Annotated in this window: 16 protein-coding genes; 7 read left to right on the top strand and 9 right to left on the bottom strand. The window is 68.4% G+C overall.

All coding sequences use genetic code 11. The features are described 5' to 3' along the window. The first annotated feature begins 8 nt into the window (after positions 1–8). Positions 9–485: a CAP domain-containing protein gene (locus SY26_RS15415; RefSeq protein WP_052715324.1), complete on the top strand. Its 477-nt coding sequence runs from the start codon at positions 9–11 to the stop codon at positions 483–485. Here SY26_RS15415 and SY26_RS15410 read toward each other — a convergent pair. Further along, entirely contained in the window at positions 482–2,284 is a 1,803-nt protein-coding gene (locus SY26_RS15410; protein WP_046001255.1) for an ABC transporter transmembrane domain-containing protein, read from the bottom strand. The genes SY26_RS15415 and SY26_RS15410 overlap by 4 nt on opposite strands. Before the next feature lie 70 nt (positions 2,285–2,354). Next, on the bottom strand, positions 2,355–2,963 hold the full coding sequence (locus tag SY26_RS15405) for a 5'-methylthioadenosine/S-adenosylhomocysteine nucleosidase (RefSeq protein ID WP_046001254.1): 609 nt from the start codon (positions 2,961–2,963) through the stop codon (positions 2,355–2,357). Between the two features lie 131 nt (positions 2,964–3,094). Between SY26_RS15405 and zapE the strand changes: the two genes are divergently transcribed. After that, the gene (gene zapE / locus SY26_RS15400; protein ID WP_046001253.1) at positions 3,095–4,204 is read left to right on the top strand and encodes a cell division protein ZapE; all 1,110 of its coding nucleotides are present in this window, start codon (positions 3,095–3,097) and stop codon (positions 4,202–4,204) included. On the opposite strand, the gene SY26_RS15395 is transcribed toward zapE, so the two are convergent. Then, positions 4,201–4,818, bottom strand: a complete 618-nt coding sequence (locus SY26_RS15395) for a DsbA family protein (protein WP_046001252.1) — start codon at positions 4,816–4,818, stop codon at positions 4,201–4,203. The genes zapE and SY26_RS15395 overlap by 4 nt on opposite strands. 60 nt (positions 4,819–4,878) lie before the next feature. Between SY26_RS15395 and SY26_RS15390 the strand changes: the two genes are divergently transcribed. The 3 genes from SY26_RS15390 to SY26_RS15380 all read left to right on the top strand — a co-directional run bounded on the left by SY26_RS15390 (position 4,879) and on the right by SY26_RS15380 (position 6,326). Then, positions 4,879–5,199 (top strand): HNH endonuclease, encoded by a 321-nt coding sequence (locus tag SY26_RS15390; RefSeq protein WP_232303365.1) that lies wholly within the window; start codon positions 4,879–4,881, stop codon positions 5,197–5,199. Positions 5,200–5,278: 79 nt separating this feature from the next. Beyond that, complete coding sequence (locus SY26_RS15385; protein WP_046001251.1) at positions 5,279–5,488, top strand: hypothetical protein; 210 nt, start codon at positions 5,279–5,281, stop codon at positions 5,486–5,488. Positions 5,489–5,753: 265 nt separating this feature from the next. Further along, the gene (locus SY26_RS15380) at positions 5,754–6,326 is read left to right on the top strand and encodes an outer membrane protein (RefSeq protein WP_046001250.1); all 573 of its coding nucleotides are present in this window, start codon (positions 5,754–5,756) and stop codon (positions 6,324–6,326) included. 69 nt (positions 6,327–6,395) lie between these two features. On the opposite strand, the gene ettA is transcribed toward SY26_RS15380, so the two are convergent. The 3 genes from ettA to rimO are packed head-to-tail and all read right to left on the bottom strand — an operon-like array spanning position 6,396 to position 10,366. Next, positions 6,396–8,051: an energy-dependent translational throttle protein EttA gene (ettA, locus tag SY26_RS15375; protein ID WP_045983314.1), complete on the bottom strand. Its 1,656-nt coding sequence runs from the start codon at positions 8,049–8,051 to the stop codon at positions 6,396–6,398. A gap of 55 nt (positions 8,052–8,106) precedes the next feature. Then, positions 8,107–9,006 carry a sulfotransferase gene (locus SY26_RS15370; RefSeq protein WP_198143188.1) on the bottom strand — a complete coding sequence of 300 codons (900 nt, stop codon included), beginning with the start codon at positions 9,004–9,006 and terminating at the stop codon, positions 8,107–8,109. Next, positions 8,996–10,366, bottom strand: a complete 1,371-nt coding sequence (gene rimO / locus SY26_RS15365; protein ID WP_046001249.1) for a 30S ribosomal protein S12 methylthiotransferase RimO — start codon at positions 10,364–10,366, stop codon at positions 8,996–8,998. The genes SY26_RS15370 and rimO overlap by 11 nt, the downstream gene beginning before the upstream one ends. A 246-nt stretch (positions 10,367–10,612) precedes the next feature. On the opposite strand from rimO, the gene SY26_RS15360 reads away from it, so the two are divergent. Then, entirely contained in the window at positions 10,613–11,083 is a 471-nt protein-coding gene (locus tag SY26_RS15360; RefSeq protein ID WP_232303364.1) for a hypothetical protein, read from the top strand. On the opposite strand, the gene SY26_RS15355 is transcribed toward SY26_RS15360, so the two are convergent. The 3 genes from SY26_RS15355 to mnmD form a co-directional block, all read right to left on the bottom strand. Further along, a complete protein-coding gene (locus SY26_RS15355; protein ID WP_045983333.1) occupies positions 11,080–11,841 on the bottom strand; it encodes an ABC transporter permease in 762 nt (253 codons plus the stop codon). The genes SY26_RS15360 and SY26_RS15355 overlap by 4 nt on opposite strands. A gap of 2 nt (positions 11,842–11,843) precedes the next feature. Then, positions 11,844–12,773 (bottom strand): ABC transporter ATP-binding protein, encoded by a 930-nt coding sequence (locus SY26_RS15350; RefSeq protein WP_046001248.1) that lies wholly within the window; start codon positions 12,771–12,773, stop codon positions 11,844–11,846. 108 nt (positions 12,774–12,881) lie between these two features. Beyond that, complete coding sequence (mnmD, locus tag SY26_RS15345) at positions 12,882–13,565, bottom strand: tRNA (5-methylaminomethyl-2-thiouridine)(34)-methyltransferase MnmD (protein ID WP_046001247.1); 684 nt, start codon at positions 13,563–13,565, stop codon at positions 12,882–12,884. A gap of 28 nt (positions 13,566–13,593) precedes the next feature. On the opposite strand from mnmD, the gene SY26_RS15340 reads away from it, so the two are divergent. Further along, positions 13,594–14,625 (top strand): FAD-binding oxidoreductase, encoded by a 1,032-nt coding sequence (locus SY26_RS15340; RefSeq protein WP_139598994.1) that lies wholly within the window; start codon positions 13,594–13,596, stop codon positions 14,623–14,625. The last annotated feature ends 32 nt before the right edge of the window (positions 14,626–14,657 follow it).

Genomic DNA, 14,657 nt, shown 5'->3' with positions numbered 1-14,657 from the left:
AGGATCGGATGACCCGACATTTCAACCGCATCGCCGCGCTGGCGCTGATCGTGGCCAGCGCATGGCCGGCCCATGCGTCGACATCCTGCGCCACGCCCCCGCCCCGGGCCAGCCAGGCGATCGCGTCCTCCGTCAGCCAGATGCGGGCCCAGGCCGGGCTGGGCGCGGTGACGGTCGATCCCGCGTTGACGGCGGCGGCGACCCGCCAAGCGTGCGAGATGGCCGCCCGCGGCAGGCTCAGCCATCGGGGCGGCGGGGGCGTCAAGGCGCGCGCCCGGTTGGCGGGCTATGCCGCCTCCGTCGTGGCCGAGAACATCGCCGCGGGCCAGCGCGACGCAGGTGCCGCGATGCGCAGCTGGGCGCGGTCGGCGGGGCACCGGTCGAACATGCTGCATGCGCGGGTGCGCCACGTGGGCATCGGCCAGGCGCTGGCGGCGGACGGGCGGACGGTGTTCTGGGCGATGGTGCTGGCCGCCCCGCGCTAGGCGGGGTCGGCCGGCCTGTCGCCCGGCCCGTCGGTGAACTGCATCCGCGCCAGGCGCGCATAGAGCCCGCCCTGCGCGACCAGTTCGTCATGGCTGCCGGTGGCCACGATCCGGCCCTGATCCAGGACCACGATCCGGTCGGCCTTCTTGACCGTCGCCAGGCGGTGGGCCACGACGACGGTCGTGCGCCCCTCGGCCAGGCGGCTGACGGCGGCCTGGACCAGCGATTCGGATTCCGCGTCCAGCGCGCTGGTCGCCTCGTCCAGCAGCAGGACCGGCGCGTCGCGCAGGATCGCGCGGGCGATGGCCACGCGCTGGCGCTGACCGCCGGACAGCATCACGCCGCGTTCGCCCAACGCGGTATCATAGCCCTGCGGCAGGGCCGCGATGAAGTCATGCGCATGCGCCGCCCGCGCCGCGGCCTGCACCTGCGCGTCGGTCGCGTCGGGGCGGCCAAGGCGGATGTTGTCGGCGGCGGATGCGGCAAAGATCACCGGGTCCTGGGGAACAAGCGCGATATGGCTGCGCAGATCGACGCGCGCCAGCTGGCGCAGGTCGGTGCCGTCCATCGTCACGCGGCCCGATTGCGGATCCCAGAACCGCTGGATCAGCTGGATCACGGTCGTCTTGCCCGCCCCAGACGGGCCGACCAGCGCCACGGTCTCCCCCGGCCGGATGGTCAGGTCGATCCCGTGCAGGGCCGGAGCGTCGGGACGCGAGGGAAAGCTGAAGGCCACCCCCTCCAGCACGATCTCTCCGCGCACGGGCAGCAGCAGGGGCACCGGGCGCGCCGGATCGGTCAGCGTGTCCGTCGCGGACAGCAGTTCGGCCAGGCGTTCGGTCGCCCCGGCGGCGCGTTGCAGTTCGCCCCAGATCTCGGACAGCGCGCCGGCCGCGCCCGCAACCAGGATTGCATAGATCACGAACTGCACTAGCTGGCCCGCGGTCATCACCCCGTCCTGGACGTCGCGCGCGCCGACCCACAGCACGCCGATGACGCCCGCAAAGATCAGGAAGATCACGATGGCGGTCATCACCGCGCGGGTGCCGATGCGGGTGCGGGCCACGACATAGGACTGTTCGGTCACGTCGTCAAAGCGCACCATGCTGCGCGCCTCGGCGGTGTAGGCCTGGATGGTCTGGGCGGCCAGCAGGGTTTCGGACGCTGTGCCCGAGGATGCGGCGATCCAGTCCTGGTTGGCGCGCGACAGGGCGCGCAGGCGGCGTCCCAGCACGATGATCGGGATCAGGATGGCGGGCACGATCAGCAACACCAGCCCCATCAGCTTGACCGAGGTCCAGGCCAGCATCGCCATGCCCCCCGCCAGGATCAGCATGTTGCGCAGCGCGATGGACAGCGACGACCCCACGACCGACTGGATCAACGTGGTGTCGGTGGTGATGCGCGACAGGATTTCCCCCGTCATCACGCGTTCGAAGAAGGCGGGCGACAGGGTGATCACGCGGGCATAGACGGCCTTGCGGATGTCGGCCACGACCCGTTCGCCCAGCCGTGTCACGAAGAAGTACCGCGCCGCCGTGCCCAGGGCCAGCAGCGCCACGATCATCAGGGCCGCGCCGAAATACTTGTCCAGAAGGCCCGCGCCGTCGTCGAAATTGTCGACCACCCGGCGTGCGGCCAGCGGCAGGATCAGGCTGATCGCCGATGTCAGCACCAGCGCCACCAGCGCCAGCACCATCTGCCCGCGATAGGGCCGGACGAACGGCCACAGCGCGCCAAGCGCCCCCACCCGCCGGCTGGTGGGCCGGTCTTCCAGATTGCTTGCGCCGCGTGCCATGCTTGCCCGTCTTTGTCCGTTGCCGCCCCGGTTTAGGGGGCTGCCGCCCCAAGGACAAGCGTGCGCCCTGTCACAGGACCAGCCGTCCCTGCGCCAGCGCCTTGTGCAGCAGGTCCACCGCCGCGGCCAGCTTGCCGTCGATCACCTGAAGATAGCGGGTCCAGTCGTCCATCCCGCCCAGATCGGCCGCCCCGTCGGAGATGCCGCGCAGCCCGATCAGCGGCACGCCGAAATTCTGGGCGGCGCGCAGGTGGGCAAAGGTCTCCATGTCGACCATGTCCTCCTCGATCGCGGCATAGGCCGGGCCGCTGACGATGTCGGCGCCGGTGGACAGGCTGGCCACCGGCAGGCCGGGGATGCGGTGCGGCAGGTCGATCACCCGCGGCAGGTCCAGAAGCGGCGTGCAGCCCCACGCGAACCCCAGCGCGCTGGCATCCATGTCGCGCCAGGCGACGGCGCCCACCTGATAGACCTCGGTCTGGGCCAGACGCGCGGACCCGGCCGACCCCAGCGACACGATCAGCCGGGGCAGCCGGTCCATGCGGGCCAGCGCGGCGGTCAACTGCACCGCGGCCTCGATCGGGCCGATGCCGGTCATCAGCGGCTGGATGCGCGCGCGCAGGGCCGGGCCGTATTCGGGCTGGGCGGCCATCACGAACAGGATCGGCAGGTCGGTCATCGGCGCACCTTCGTCAGCGGGGATCGCGTCGGGCGTCGCACGGGGACGCCGCGGTGGTCAAGGCCGCAGACCCTTGCGGGCACGGGCCGCGCCGTGGCAGGGGTGCATCGGTCACAGGACAGGGGCACGCCATGGGCAAGGTCAGCGATCTTTACCGCCAGCGCATCGCATCGGGCGCGCTGCGCCACGACGACGCGCAGGCAGCGGTGCTGCCGCACATGGACCGCGTTCTGGATCAGCTGCAGGCGGCACCGCCGCAGAAGCCGCGATCGGCGTGGCGGGCCTTTTTGGGCGTGGGCAGCCCCGATCCGGTGCCCGCGGTGCAGGGGTTGTATCTGTGGGGCGGCGTGGGGCGCGGCAAGTCCATGCTGATGGACCTGATGGCCGACGCGGCCGGCGACATTCCCACCCGGCGGGTGCATTTCCACGAATTCATGCAAGAGATCCAGGCCGGCCTGAACGAGGCGCGCAAGCGCGGCGAGCAGGACACCGTCCGCCCCGTGGCCGAGGCCGTGGCGGCCCAGGTCCGCCTGCTGTGCTTTGACGAGATGCAGATCACCGACATCGCCGACGCGATGATCGTGGGGCGGCTGTTCCAGGTTCTGTTCGACCAGGGGGTGACGGTGATCACAACGTCGAACCGCGAACCGGACGACCTGTACAAGCATGGGCTGAACCGCCAGCTGTTCCTGCCATTCATCGCACTGATCCGCCAGCGGATGGAGGTGGTGTGCCTGGACAGCCGCACCGACTATCGCCAGAACCGCCAGGGCGGTCAGGTCTGGTTTGCCCCCGCCGACGCGGCGGCACGGGCCGAACTGGACGCCGTCTGGGCCGAGCTGACCGGCGACGCCACGCCCGAACCGCTGGTCCTGACCGTGCAGGGGCGCCAGGTCACCCTGCCCGCCCATGTCGGGCGTGCGGCACGGTCCAGCTTCTGGGACCTGTGCGGCAAGCCGCTTGGGCCCGCGGATTACCTCGCGGTGGCGCGGGCGGTCGACGTGCTGCTGATCGACGGCGTGCCGCGGCTGTCGGCGTCGAACTATAATGAGGCCAAGCGCTTCGTGACGCTGATCGACGCCCTTTACGAGGCGCGGGTCCGGCTGATCGCCAGCGGGGCGGACCAGCCCGAACAGCTGTACAACGAGGGCGAAGGCAGCTTCGAGTTCGAACGAACCGCATCCCGCCTGCGCGAGATGCAGGACGCCGCGTGGGGGCGGCGCGACCCGGCGGGGGACTAGACCCCCATCGTCCGCCGTCCGCGCTGGACCAGCGCGCGCAGCTCTTCCAGCGTCATCGCGCCGAACGCGGCCTCGTCCCCGCAGATGAAGCTTGGCGTCCCCATCAGCCCCATGTGGTCGCCCAGCAGGTGGCTGTAGGTGATGTGGCGTTCGACGGTATCGGCCTGCATGCCCGTGCGGATCGCGGCCTCGTCCAGGCCCAGATCGCGGACAACGCGCATCACGGTCGCCTCCTCGGCGCGGGCGCGCATGCCCAGCAGGGCGGCGTGCAGCCGCCAGTAGTTCCCCGTGGGCAGCGTCGCCAGCGACGCGCGCGCCGCGAATTCCGATCCGGGACCGAAGACCGGCCATTCGCGCAGCACTACCCGCAGCTGTGGGTCCGACCGGACCAGTTCCGACATCAGCGGCAGCATCGTCTTGCAATGCGGACAGTTGTAATCGAAGAACTCGGTCAGGGTGATGTTGCCATCGGGATTGCCCAGCACCGGTGCGGTCGGGTCGCGTTCCAGCGCTTGGCGCAGCTCCTCGGGCATCGGGTTGGGGCGGTCCTGCGCAAAGGCGGGCATCGCCGCGAAAGCGCCGGCAGAGGCCAGAAGAAAGCGGCGGGTCGGCATGGCTTGTCCTTTCGGCGGGTCCGGGGTCAGATGTCCTTCGGCCTAACCGACGGCGGACAGATGCGTAAATCCAGATATACCGAACCAGAGGTCACGATGGCGTCAGACCCCGACCCGGTCTGCCCGCTGTGTCTGCGCCCGATCCCGCCCGACGTGCCGCAAAGCCGTCATCACCTGATCCCCAAGCTGCGCGGCGGCAAGGGGGGCCCTACGGTGCTGCTGCACCACATCTGCCACAAGACGATCCACAAGACCCTGCGCGAGACGGAGCTGGCGCGAAATGTGAACACGGTCGAGGCGCTGCGCACCCATCCCGACCTGGCCCCGTTCTGGGCCTGGATCGCCCGCCGCCCGCCGGGCTTTTCCGGAAAGACGCGCTGACACTATCGGTTTTTCCGCTTTGCGGAAGCGTGATTCGGGCGCACCCTGAGACAGTCGTCCCCTGCAAAAGGACTGTCCCATGCCCCGATCGTTCCTGACCGCGCTGGCCTTGGGTGCCCTGACCGGCCCTGCGGCCTGGGCCCAGACCGGGCCGCCCCAGGCCCCGGCGCCCACGCCCATCGTGATCCCCGCCCCCCAGGACGCCCGCACCCCCGATGCCCCCCTGCCGACCAATCCGGCCATGACCGGCAAGCGGTCCTGCGGCGGGGCCCGGCAGGTCACATCCTGACAGGCTCACGGCCTCGACAAGGTCCGCACCGGCGGTGAACCGCCCCTCTCGGCCTGCGCACATGCTCCGCGGTGGCAGGTCGTGATCGGCACAGGCCCCCTGTGCGGCCCCATGCACGGGTTCGGCTGGCGTCGCTCACGCGGGTTCACAAGCCTGTGGTTGCGACCATGCAACGCCGCGCACGGGCATTCCGGGCGTCAACCTTTCGGCAGCAGGGTCAGACGGTTAGGTCTGCCCCGTCATCAGACTGAGAAGGACCCCCATCATGAAACTTGCATTCGCAACCCTGGGCGCAAGCCTGTTCGCCGTCACCGCCCATGCCGGTGGCTATGTCGCCCCCGTGGTCGAGCCCGCCCCCGCACCCGTCGTCGCCCCCGTCGCGGCACCCGTGTCCGACTGGACCGGCTTTTATGCCGGTCTGCAGTACGGCCAGGGCGATGCCGACCTGAGTGACGCCGACTCGCTGGACTTCGATGCCTACGGCGTCCACGGTGGCTACAACCGCGATTTCGGCCAGTTCGTCCTGGGCGGCGAGCTGGACTACAACCGCATTGACCTGGACGAGGCCGGCGAAGGCGATCTGGTCCGGCTGCGCGGCCGCGCGGGCTATGACCTGGGCCGCTTCATGCCCTACGTCTCTCTGGGCGCTGCGCACGTCGAAACGGACGACCTGTCCGAAACCGCCTTCACCTATGGCATCGGCGCCGACTTCAAGGTCACCGAGCGCATGACCCTGGGCGCGGAATACACCCGCCAGGACTTCGACGACGTCAACGACGTGTCGGGTTTCGACATCGATTCCGACATGGTGCAGGTGCGCGCCTCGTTCCGATTCTGATCGACACGGTCCGAACGCGAAAGGCGGCCCCCGCGGGGGCCGCCTTTTTCATTGCCGCAACAGGTGCGATCAGCGTGTGAACTTCTTGTACTTCACGCGCTTGGGGTTCACCGAATCAGGGCCCAGGCGGCGAATCTTGTCCTCCTCATAGGCCTCGAAGTTGCCTTCGAACCATTCGACATGGGCGTCGCCCTCGAACGCCAGGATGTGCGTGCACAGACGGTCCAGGAAGAAGCGGTCGTGGCTGATGATCACCGCGCAGCCCGCGAAGTCGTCCAGCGCCGCCTCCAGCGCCTGCAGCGTCTCGACGTCCAGGTCGTTGGTCGGTTCGTCCAGCAGCAGCACGTTGCCGCCCGACTTCAGCAGCTTGGCCATGTGCACGCGGTTGCGTTCGCCGCCCGACAGGGTGCCGACCTTCTTCTGCTGGTCGCTGCCCTTGAAGTTGAAGGCGCTGCAATAGGCGCGGCTGTTCATCGTCGCGTCGCCCAGGGCGATCAACTCGGCACCGCCGCTGATCTCCTCCCAGACGTTGTGGTTGTCGCCCAGCGCGTCGCGCGACTGGTCGACATAGGACAGCTGCACCGTCTCGCCCAGGGTGATCGTGCCCTCGTCGGGCTGCTCCTGGCCGGTCAGCATGCGGAACAGCGTCGACTTGCCCGCGCCGTTGGGACCGATCACGCCGACGATGCCGCCGGGCGGGATGGTGAAGTCCAGGTTCTCGATCAGCAGCTTGTCGCCCATCGCCTTCTTCAGGCCGATGACCTCGATCACCTTGCCGCCCAGGCGCTCGCCGTTCGGGATGATGATCTGGGCGCTGGTGATGCGCTCCTTCTCGGTCTTGTTGGCCATCTCGTTATAGGCGTTGACACGGGCCTTCTGCTTGGCCTGACGGGCCTTGGCGCCGGCGCGGATCCATTCCAGTTCCTTCTCCAGGACCTTCTGCTTGGACTTGTCCTCGCGGGCCTCCTGCGCCACGCGCTTGGCCTTGGCGTCCAGCCACGAGGAATAGTTCCCCTCGTGCGGGATGCCGCGGCCGCGCTCCAGCTCCAGGATCCAGGTCGTGATGTCGTCCAGGAAATAGCGGTCGTGGGTGACGATCAGGATCGTGCCCTTGTATTCGATCAGGTGCTTCTGCAGCCAGGCGATGGTCTCGGCGTCCAGGTGGTTGGTCGGTTCGTCCAGCAGCAGCATGTCCGGCGCCTCAAGCAGCAGCTTGCACAGCGCGACCCGGCGGCGTTCGCCGCCCGACAGGGTGCTGACATCGGCGTCGTCGGGCGGGCAGCGCAGGGCCTCCATCGCGACATCGACCTGGCTGTCCAGGTCCCACAGGTTCTCGGCGTCGATCTGGTCCTGCAGGGCGGACATCTCCTCGGCGGTCTCGTCCGAGTAGTTCATCGCCAGCTCGTTGTAGCGGTCCAGCTTGGCCTGCTTGGCCGCGACCCCCAGCATGACGTTGCCGCGCACGTCCAGGCTTTCGTCCAGATGCGGCTCCTGCGGCAGATAGCCGACGGTCGCGCCCTTTGCGGCCCAGGCCTCTCCGGTGAAATCCTTGTCGATGCCGGCCATCACGCGCATCAGGCTGGATTTGCCCGATCCGTTGACGCCGACGACGCCGATCTTGACGCCCGGCAGGAAGTTCAGCTTGATGTTCTCAAACACCTTCTTGCCGCCGGGATAGGTCTTGGACACGCCGTCCATGTGGTAGACGAACTGATAGGACGCCATCGGAAACTCCTGTGAATTTGCCGCTTTGTAAGGGAAACGGGCGTCCGATGGAAGATCAGCGCACCTCGTCCACGAAATCGCCGCCCATGATGTCGCGCAGCGCGTCCATCTGAGGGGCCAGGCGCGCCTCCAGCGCGGCGATGGCCGCGGGGGGCGGCATCGGGCCGTCGGGATTGGCGAACACTTTCTGCGTCAGGTTGGCGTAGAAGCAGGGGCCCAGTCCCAGATGCGCCTCGACCGCGTCCATCACCCGGTGCGGCGCGCGCGCGATCCGACCAAAGGGAAGGACCAGCATGTCGGGATAGCGCCTAAGCCAGCGCGGCAGATACGCGGCATAGTCGCCCCGTTCGTCCAGGACCGGGTTCGCGACCTCGGCCAGCCAGTCGGCCTCGGTCGCAGGCACGCGCTTTTCCCGGCGCAGGTTCATGCGCAGCTGCGATATGGCGCGATCGACAGGGTGGCGGATCAGATAGATCACGCGCGCCTTGGGCAGCAGGTCGCGGACCGCCTGCACCCCCTCGTCCGGCAGGCCGGAATATTCCGGGGTGAAATCCATCGGCATCGCGTGTTCGGGCGCGGGGGCGAAGACGCGTTTGTACCACTGGTTGTGGAACATCTTGCCGCTGGTGATGGCCGTCAGATAGGCGTCCAGCTCGGGCTGCAGCTCGACCTTGCGCGTCTTGTGGCGGTCGCGGATCTCCTGCGGCTTGTTGCGGTAATGCCAGGCGATCCAGCGGCGGTGTTCGGGGATGTGCAGATGGTTGAAATACTGCACCTCCTTGAAGGGCGGGATCCAGACCTGCGGATGCTGGCCCAGCATCTGGGCCAGCCAGCTGGTCCCGGCCTTCTGCGCGCCGATGCACAGCGCGCCGGGCTTGCGGGGCTGGCCCTGGGGATCGAAGGCCGGGCTGATCGTCAGCGTGGTGACCAGGCGCGACAGGGCGTCAGCGCTCAAGTGTTCCCCAAAGGTCATAGTCGCCCGCCTCGTCCACCGTCACGGTCACAATATCGCCAGGCGACAGGGCGTCAAACCCCTCGTCGATGAACAGGTTTCCGTCGATCTCGGGGGCGTCGGCCTTGGTGCGGCAGGTGGCGCCACGCTCGTCGACCTCGTCGACGATCACCTGGATGCGCTTGCCGACCTTGGCCTCCAGCTTGGCGGCGCTGATGGCCTGGGCCTTTTCCATGAACCGCGCAAAGCGGTCCTGCTTGACCGCGTCGGGCACGTGGTCGGGCAGGTCGTTGGCCCGCGCGCCCTTGACGTTTTCGTACTGGAACGCGCCGACGCGGTCCAGCTGCGCCTCGTCCAGCCAGTCCAGCAGGGTCTGGAACTCTGCCTCGGTCTCTCCGGGATAGCCCACGATGAAGGTCGAGCGCAGGGTGATGTCGGGGCAGATGTCGCGCCAGGCGGCGATCTCGTCCAGGGTCTTGGCCGCCGCTGCCGGACGCGCCATGCGGCGCAGGACGTCGGGGTGGGCGTGCTGGAAGGGAATGTCCAGATAGGGCAGGACCAAGCCATCCGCCATCAGCGGGATCAGGTCGCGCACATGCGGATAGGGATAGACGTAATGCAGCCGGACCCAGGCCCCAAGGCTGCCCAGATCACGCGCCAGATCGGTGATGTGGGCGCGGTGCCCCCGGTCAGTCGCGTGCTTCAGGTCCAGCCCATAGGCGCTGGTGTCCTGGCTGATGACCAGCAGTTCCCGCACCCCGGCCTGCACCAGGCGCTCGGCCTCGCGCACCACGGCATGGGCCGGGCGGCTGACCAGCCGGCCGCGCATGTCGGGGATGATGCAGAACTTGCACTTGTGATTGCAGCCTTCCGAGATCTTCAGATAGCTGTAATGACGCGGCGTCAGGCTGACCCCGCTGGCGGGCAGCAGGTCGATGAACGGATCGGGCTGCGGCGGCACGGCGGCATGGACCGCGTCCAGCACCTGTTCGTATTGATGCGGCCCGGTCACGGCCAAGACCTTGGGATGCGCGCCGGTGATGTAATCCGGTTCCGCCCCCAGGCAGCCGGTGACGATGACGCGGCCGTTCTCGCGCAGCGCCTCGCCGATGGCATCCAAGCTCTCGGCCTTGGCGCTGTCTAGGAACCCGCAGGTGTTGACCACCACGGCATCCGCACCATGGTAATCGGCGCTGATCGCATAGCCTTCGGCCCGCAGGCGAGTCAGGATGCGTTCGCTGTCCACCAAGGCTTTGGGGCAGCCAAGGCTGACCATGCCGATGGTCGGCTGACCATCACGACGGTCATCCGGGACGCGCGCACGCGCAAGGTCGGGGCGAAGTTCGGGCGGGTTCTGCTGCATCCGCCGCACATAAGCGATTCTGGATCGCGGGGAAAGTCCGTTCCGCGGTCAGCGGCGGCCCATGAAACGACGGATCATCTTGAAGATGGCAAACAGCCTGAGCAGGCGGAACATGGGCTTCTCCGATATGGGTTCGCGGGCCCAACGTCCCCCGCGGGCAACCGGTTCACGGCAATGCGCGTTCCCGATGCCCGTCGTCGCCGGAACGTGATTTCACCACAGCCCAAAAAAGGACCAGATGTCGCCATGATGAAGCCCCGCCGCCTTGCCCTGATCCTTGCCGCCGCCCTGACGGTCGCGACCCCCGCTTTGGCCCAGCAGCCGCAAGGCATCCAGCGCGCGGGAGAGTTCATCGACGTGTGGAACAACCGCGGCGGCAACGTGCTGGAGATGGTGCAGACCCGGCAGGAGCTGGCATTGTCGGGCCGCACGGTGCGCATCCGCGGATATTGCCGGTCGGCCTGCACGATCCTGACGACGATGCCCAATGCCTGCCTGGGGCCGCAGGCGCGGATCGGGTTTCACGCGCCGCGCATCCAGGGCACCCAAATCATCCCGCCCTATGTCGATCAGATCATGGGCAACTTCTATCGTGGCGGCATCCGCGAACGGTGGTTCGGGGGCTGGAACCGCTCGATGGAGATGAAGATCATCTCGGCCCGCGAATACGTGCGTCTGGACCCGCAGGCGCGGATCTGCGGCAGCCTGCGCCCCTAATCGCGCAGGCGCCAGCCGGTGGCAAAGATCCAGCGGATGATGGCCAGGCAGATCACGACCATGATCCCCACCGCCACCAGCGATACCCCCACCGGCACGTCGGCCAGTCCGAAGAACGACCAGCGGAACCCCGAGATCAGGTAGAGGACCGGGTTCAGCTTGGCCACGCCCTCCCAGAAGGGCGGCAGCATGCTGGCCGAATAGAAGGCGCCGCCCAGGAAGACCAGCGGCATGATGACCATCATCGGCACGATCTGCAGCTGTTCGAACGACTTGGCCCACAGCCCGATGATGAAGCCCAGCAGGCTGAAGCCGATCGACGACAGGACCAGGAAGGCCACCATCCAGAACGGGTGCAGGATGTGGACGCCGACGAAGACGAAGCTGGTCAGCAGGATCACCAGCGCGATCAGGATCGACTTGACCGCCGCCGCGCCGACGAAGCCCATCGTGACCTCGATCCAGCCGACGGGCGACACCAGGTATTCATAGATCGTGCCGCTGAACTTGGGGAAATAGATGCCGAAGCTTGCGTTGCTGACGGCCTGCTGCAGCACGGTCAGCATCATCAGGCCCGGCACGATGAAGGCCGCGTATTCGACCCCCTCGACCGACTGGATGCGCCCGCCGATGGCCGCGCCGAAGACGACGAAATACAGCACCGTGGACAGCACGGGCGATGCCAGCGACTGCCAGATGGTGCGGAAGAACCGCATCATCTCGTGGTGAAAGATGGACCAGACGCCAAACCAGTTAATGCTCATGCCGCGTCCTCGGAGACCAGGGAAAGGAAGACGTCCTCGAGGCTGGATTGCCGCGTGGACACATCGCGCACGGTGATGCTGCGCGCGGCCAGATCGCCCAGAAGGCGCGCGATGCCGGTACGTTCGGCCCGCGTGTCGTATTCGAAGGACAGCCGCCGCCCGTCATCCGACAGCGACAACCCGCGCCCGGACAGATCGTCCGGGATCGCGGCCAAAGGCTGGTCCAGCTCGATCGACAGGGTCTTCTTGCCGAACTCTCCCATCAGCTCGCTGGTCGGCTTGACCAGCAGCAGGCTGCCCTTGGCGATGACGCCGATGCGGTCGGCCATCTCCTCGGCCTCCTCCAGGTAATGGGTGGTCAGGATGATCGTCACGCCCTCGCGGCGCAGATCGCCCACGACCTGCCACATCTCGCGGCGCAGGGCGACGTCGACGCCCGCCGTGGGTTCGTCCAGGAACAGCACCTTGGGCTGGTGCGACAGCGCCTTGGCGATCAGCACGCGGCGCTTCATGCCGCCCGACAGTTCCCGCGTGGCGGCGTCGCGCTTGTCCCACAGCGACAGCGACCGCAGGATGCGCTCGATATAGGCCTCGTCCGGGGGCATGCCGTACAGCCCGCGGGTGAAGCGGACGCAGTTGATGACCTTCTCGAACGGTTCCAGCGCGATTTCCTGGGGGACCAGGCCGATCAGCTTGCGCGCGGCGCGCCAGTCTGTGCGGATGTCGTGCCCGCCCACGCGGACCGTGCCGCCGGTCGGCACCACCAGCCCGCAGATGATCGAGATCAGCGTGGTCTTGCCCGCCCCGTTCGGGCCCAGCAGGGCGATGATCTCTCCCTCGTCGATGGACAGGGTCACGTTGTCCAGCGCCTTGGTGCCGCTGCCATATTCCTTGGACAGGTGGTCGATGTCGATGATCGCGCCCATGGGCCTCTCCTGTAGGTGAGTTCGGGGACCGTGGCGCGCCTCGCGCACAGCTGTCCGGTCCCGCAGATAGGCCCTGCCCGCCCCGATTGCCAGTGCGGGACCGCGGATTCAGCCGTCCGACGTCCTCAGCCGCCCCCGGCTCATGTGGCGCTTGCGCCCGAAACCGGGGCTGCGAAGGACGTCGAACCCGGCATCCGACAGCGCCTGGCGGACATGGCCCGCGGCGGTATAGGTGGCGAACGTGCCCCCCGGCGCGGTATGTGCGCCCACCTCGGCCATCACGTCCGCGCCCCACATCTGCGGGTTCTTGGCCGGAGAGAACCCGTCCAGGAACCACGCATCCGCCGCGTCCCGCCACGCGGGCAACGTCCGGCGCACATCGCCCAGGACCACGGTCAGCGCGACCTGTCCCAAGCGGATCACCCCCTGCCCCCACCCGTCGCGCAGCTGCGCCGCCAGTGCCGACAGGTCGGGAAAGGCGGCATGCGCCTGCTCTAGCTGGGCGCGGCTCATCGGAAAGGCCTCGAAGCTGGTCATCCGCACGGGCACGGTCGCCACCTGCGCCAGCGCCAATGCGTTCAGACCGGTGCCGAACCCCGTCTCGGCCACGTGGAACCCCGGCCTCAGCCGTGCCGGCAGGTCGTTGCCCGCAAGGAAGACGTGCCGCGTCTCCTCCAGCCCGCCGCCCAGGCTGAAATAGGGGTCGTCGAACTGCTGTGACACGGGAACGCCCCCATCGCGCCAGTCCAGCGCAGGCTCGTCATCGGGGCGGGGATGGGTTAGGTCGCTCATGACGCATCTGTCGGGAAAGGACGCGGCTTTGGCAAGGGTGATCCATGTGGCGGGGGCCGGCGTCTTCGGGCTGGCCTGTGCCTGGGCGTTGATCCGGCGCGGCGCGCGGGTCACCGTGTTCGAGGCCGCGACCATCGGCGCAGGATCCTCGGGCGGCCATGTGGGCGCCCTGGCCCCCCATGCGCCCGACCCCTGGAACATCAAGAAACAGCTGCAGCTGGACAGCCTTCTGGCCGCCCCCGCCTTCTGGGCCAGCGTCGAACTGGCCTCCCGCCTGCCCACGGGTTACGCCCGCACCGGCCGCCTGCAACCCGTGCCCGACATGGATACCGCCGCCCGCCTGCCCGACCGCATCGCGGCCGCCGCGCGCCAGTGGCCCGCCGCCATGGGCATGGCGCTGACCCGCGACCCCCAGGGCCCGCTGATCCCGCCCAGCCCCACCGGCCTGTGGCTGACCGACGGGCTGACCGCCCGCCTGAACCCCCGCGCCGCCCTGCAGGCCCTGGCCGCGGCGATCCGCGCCGGGGGCGGCCAGATCCATGAACATACGCCGGCCCCCGACGCCCACGCCCCCACGATCTGGGCCACGGGCACGCCGGGACTTGTGGCGCTGAACAGCGCGCTGGACCGCAAGATCGGTCAGGGGGTCAAGGGTCAGTCGCTGCTTCTCTCCCACGCTGCCCCGGACAGCCCTCAGGTCTTTGCCGACGGGCTGCACATCGTGCCCCATGCGGACGGCACCACGGCCATAGGCTCGACCTCGGAAAACACCTACGACACCGTACACCCCGATCATCAGGCCCAGGACCTGCTGGCCCGCGCCGTCGCGATCTGCCCGGCGCTGGCCGATGCACCCGTCCTCGACATCTGGGCCGGCCTGCGCCCCCGCGCCCGCTCGCGCGCGCCGGTGCTGGCCCCGTGGCCCGGCCGCCCCGGCCACCTGATCGTCAATGGCGGATTTAAGATCGGCTTCGGCATGGCCCCGCTGATCGCCGACCTGACCGCACAGATCCTTCTGGACGACCGCCGGGACATCCCCGACCTCTTCGCCCTGCCCTGAGATTTCTCCTTTGCCCAAATACCCCGGGGGAG

The sequence above is a fragment of the Paracoccus sp. 228 genome (assembly GCF_000967825.1).
Classification (GTDB): Bacteria; Pseudomonadota; Alphaproteobacteria; order Rhodobacterales; family Rhodobacteraceae; genus Paracoccus; species Paracoccus marcusii.
This window is presented reverse-complemented; position numbering and strand designations above follow the sequence as displayed.

Excerpts from the sequence above, each read along its gene's own strand:
- SY26_RS15380 (WP_046001250.1), top strand. The coding sequence starts at position 5,754 with ATGAAACTTGCATTCGCAACCCTGGGCGCAAGCCTGTTCGCCGTCACC.
- ettA (WP_045983314.1), bottom strand. The coding sequence starts at position 8,051 with ATGGCGTCCTATCAGTTCGTCTACCACATGGACGGCGTGTCCAAGACC.
- SY26_RS15360 (WP_232303364.1), top strand. The coding sequence starts at position 10,613 with ATGATGAAGCCCCGCCGCCTTGCCCTGATCCTTGCCGCCGCCCTGACG.
- SY26_RS15415 (WP_052715324.1), top strand. The coding sequence starts at position 9 with ATGACCCGACATTTCAACCGCATCGCCGCGCTGGCGCTGATCGTGGCC.
- SY26_RS15405 (WP_046001254.1), bottom strand. The coding sequence starts at position 2,963 with ATGACCGACCTGCCGATCCTGTTCGTGATGGCCGCCCAGCCCGAATAC.
- mnmD (WP_046001247.1), bottom strand. The coding sequence starts at position 13,565 with ATGAGCGACCTAACCCATCCCCGCCCCGATGACGAGCCTGCGCTGGAC.
- rimO (WP_046001249.1), bottom strand. The coding sequence starts at position 10,366 with ATGCAGCAGAACCCGCCCGAACTTCGCCCCGACCTTGCGCGTGCGCGC.
- SY26_RS15395 (WP_046001252.1), bottom strand. The coding sequence starts at position 4,818 with ATGCCGACCCGCCGCTTTCTTCTGGCCTCTGCCGGCGCTTTCGCGGCG.
- zapE (WP_046001253.1), top strand. The coding sequence starts at position 3,095 with ATGGGCAAGGTCAGCGATCTTTACCGCCAGCGCATCGCATCGGGCGCG.
- SY26_RS15350 (WP_046001248.1), bottom strand. The coding sequence starts at position 12,773 with ATGGGCGCGATCATCGACATCGACCACCTGTCCAAGGAATATGGCAGC.
- SY26_RS15385 (WP_046001251.1), top strand. The coding sequence starts at position 5,279 with ATGCCCCGATCGTTCCTGACCGCGCTGGCCTTGGGTGCCCTGACCGGC.
- SY26_RS15390 (WP_232303365.1), top strand. The coding sequence starts at position 4,879 with ATGCGTAAATCCAGATATACCGAACCAGAGGTCACGATGGCGTCAGAC.
- SY26_RS15410 (WP_046001255.1), bottom strand. The coding sequence starts at position 2,284 with ATGGCACGCGGCGCAAGCAATCTGGAAGACCGGCCCACCAGCCGGCGG.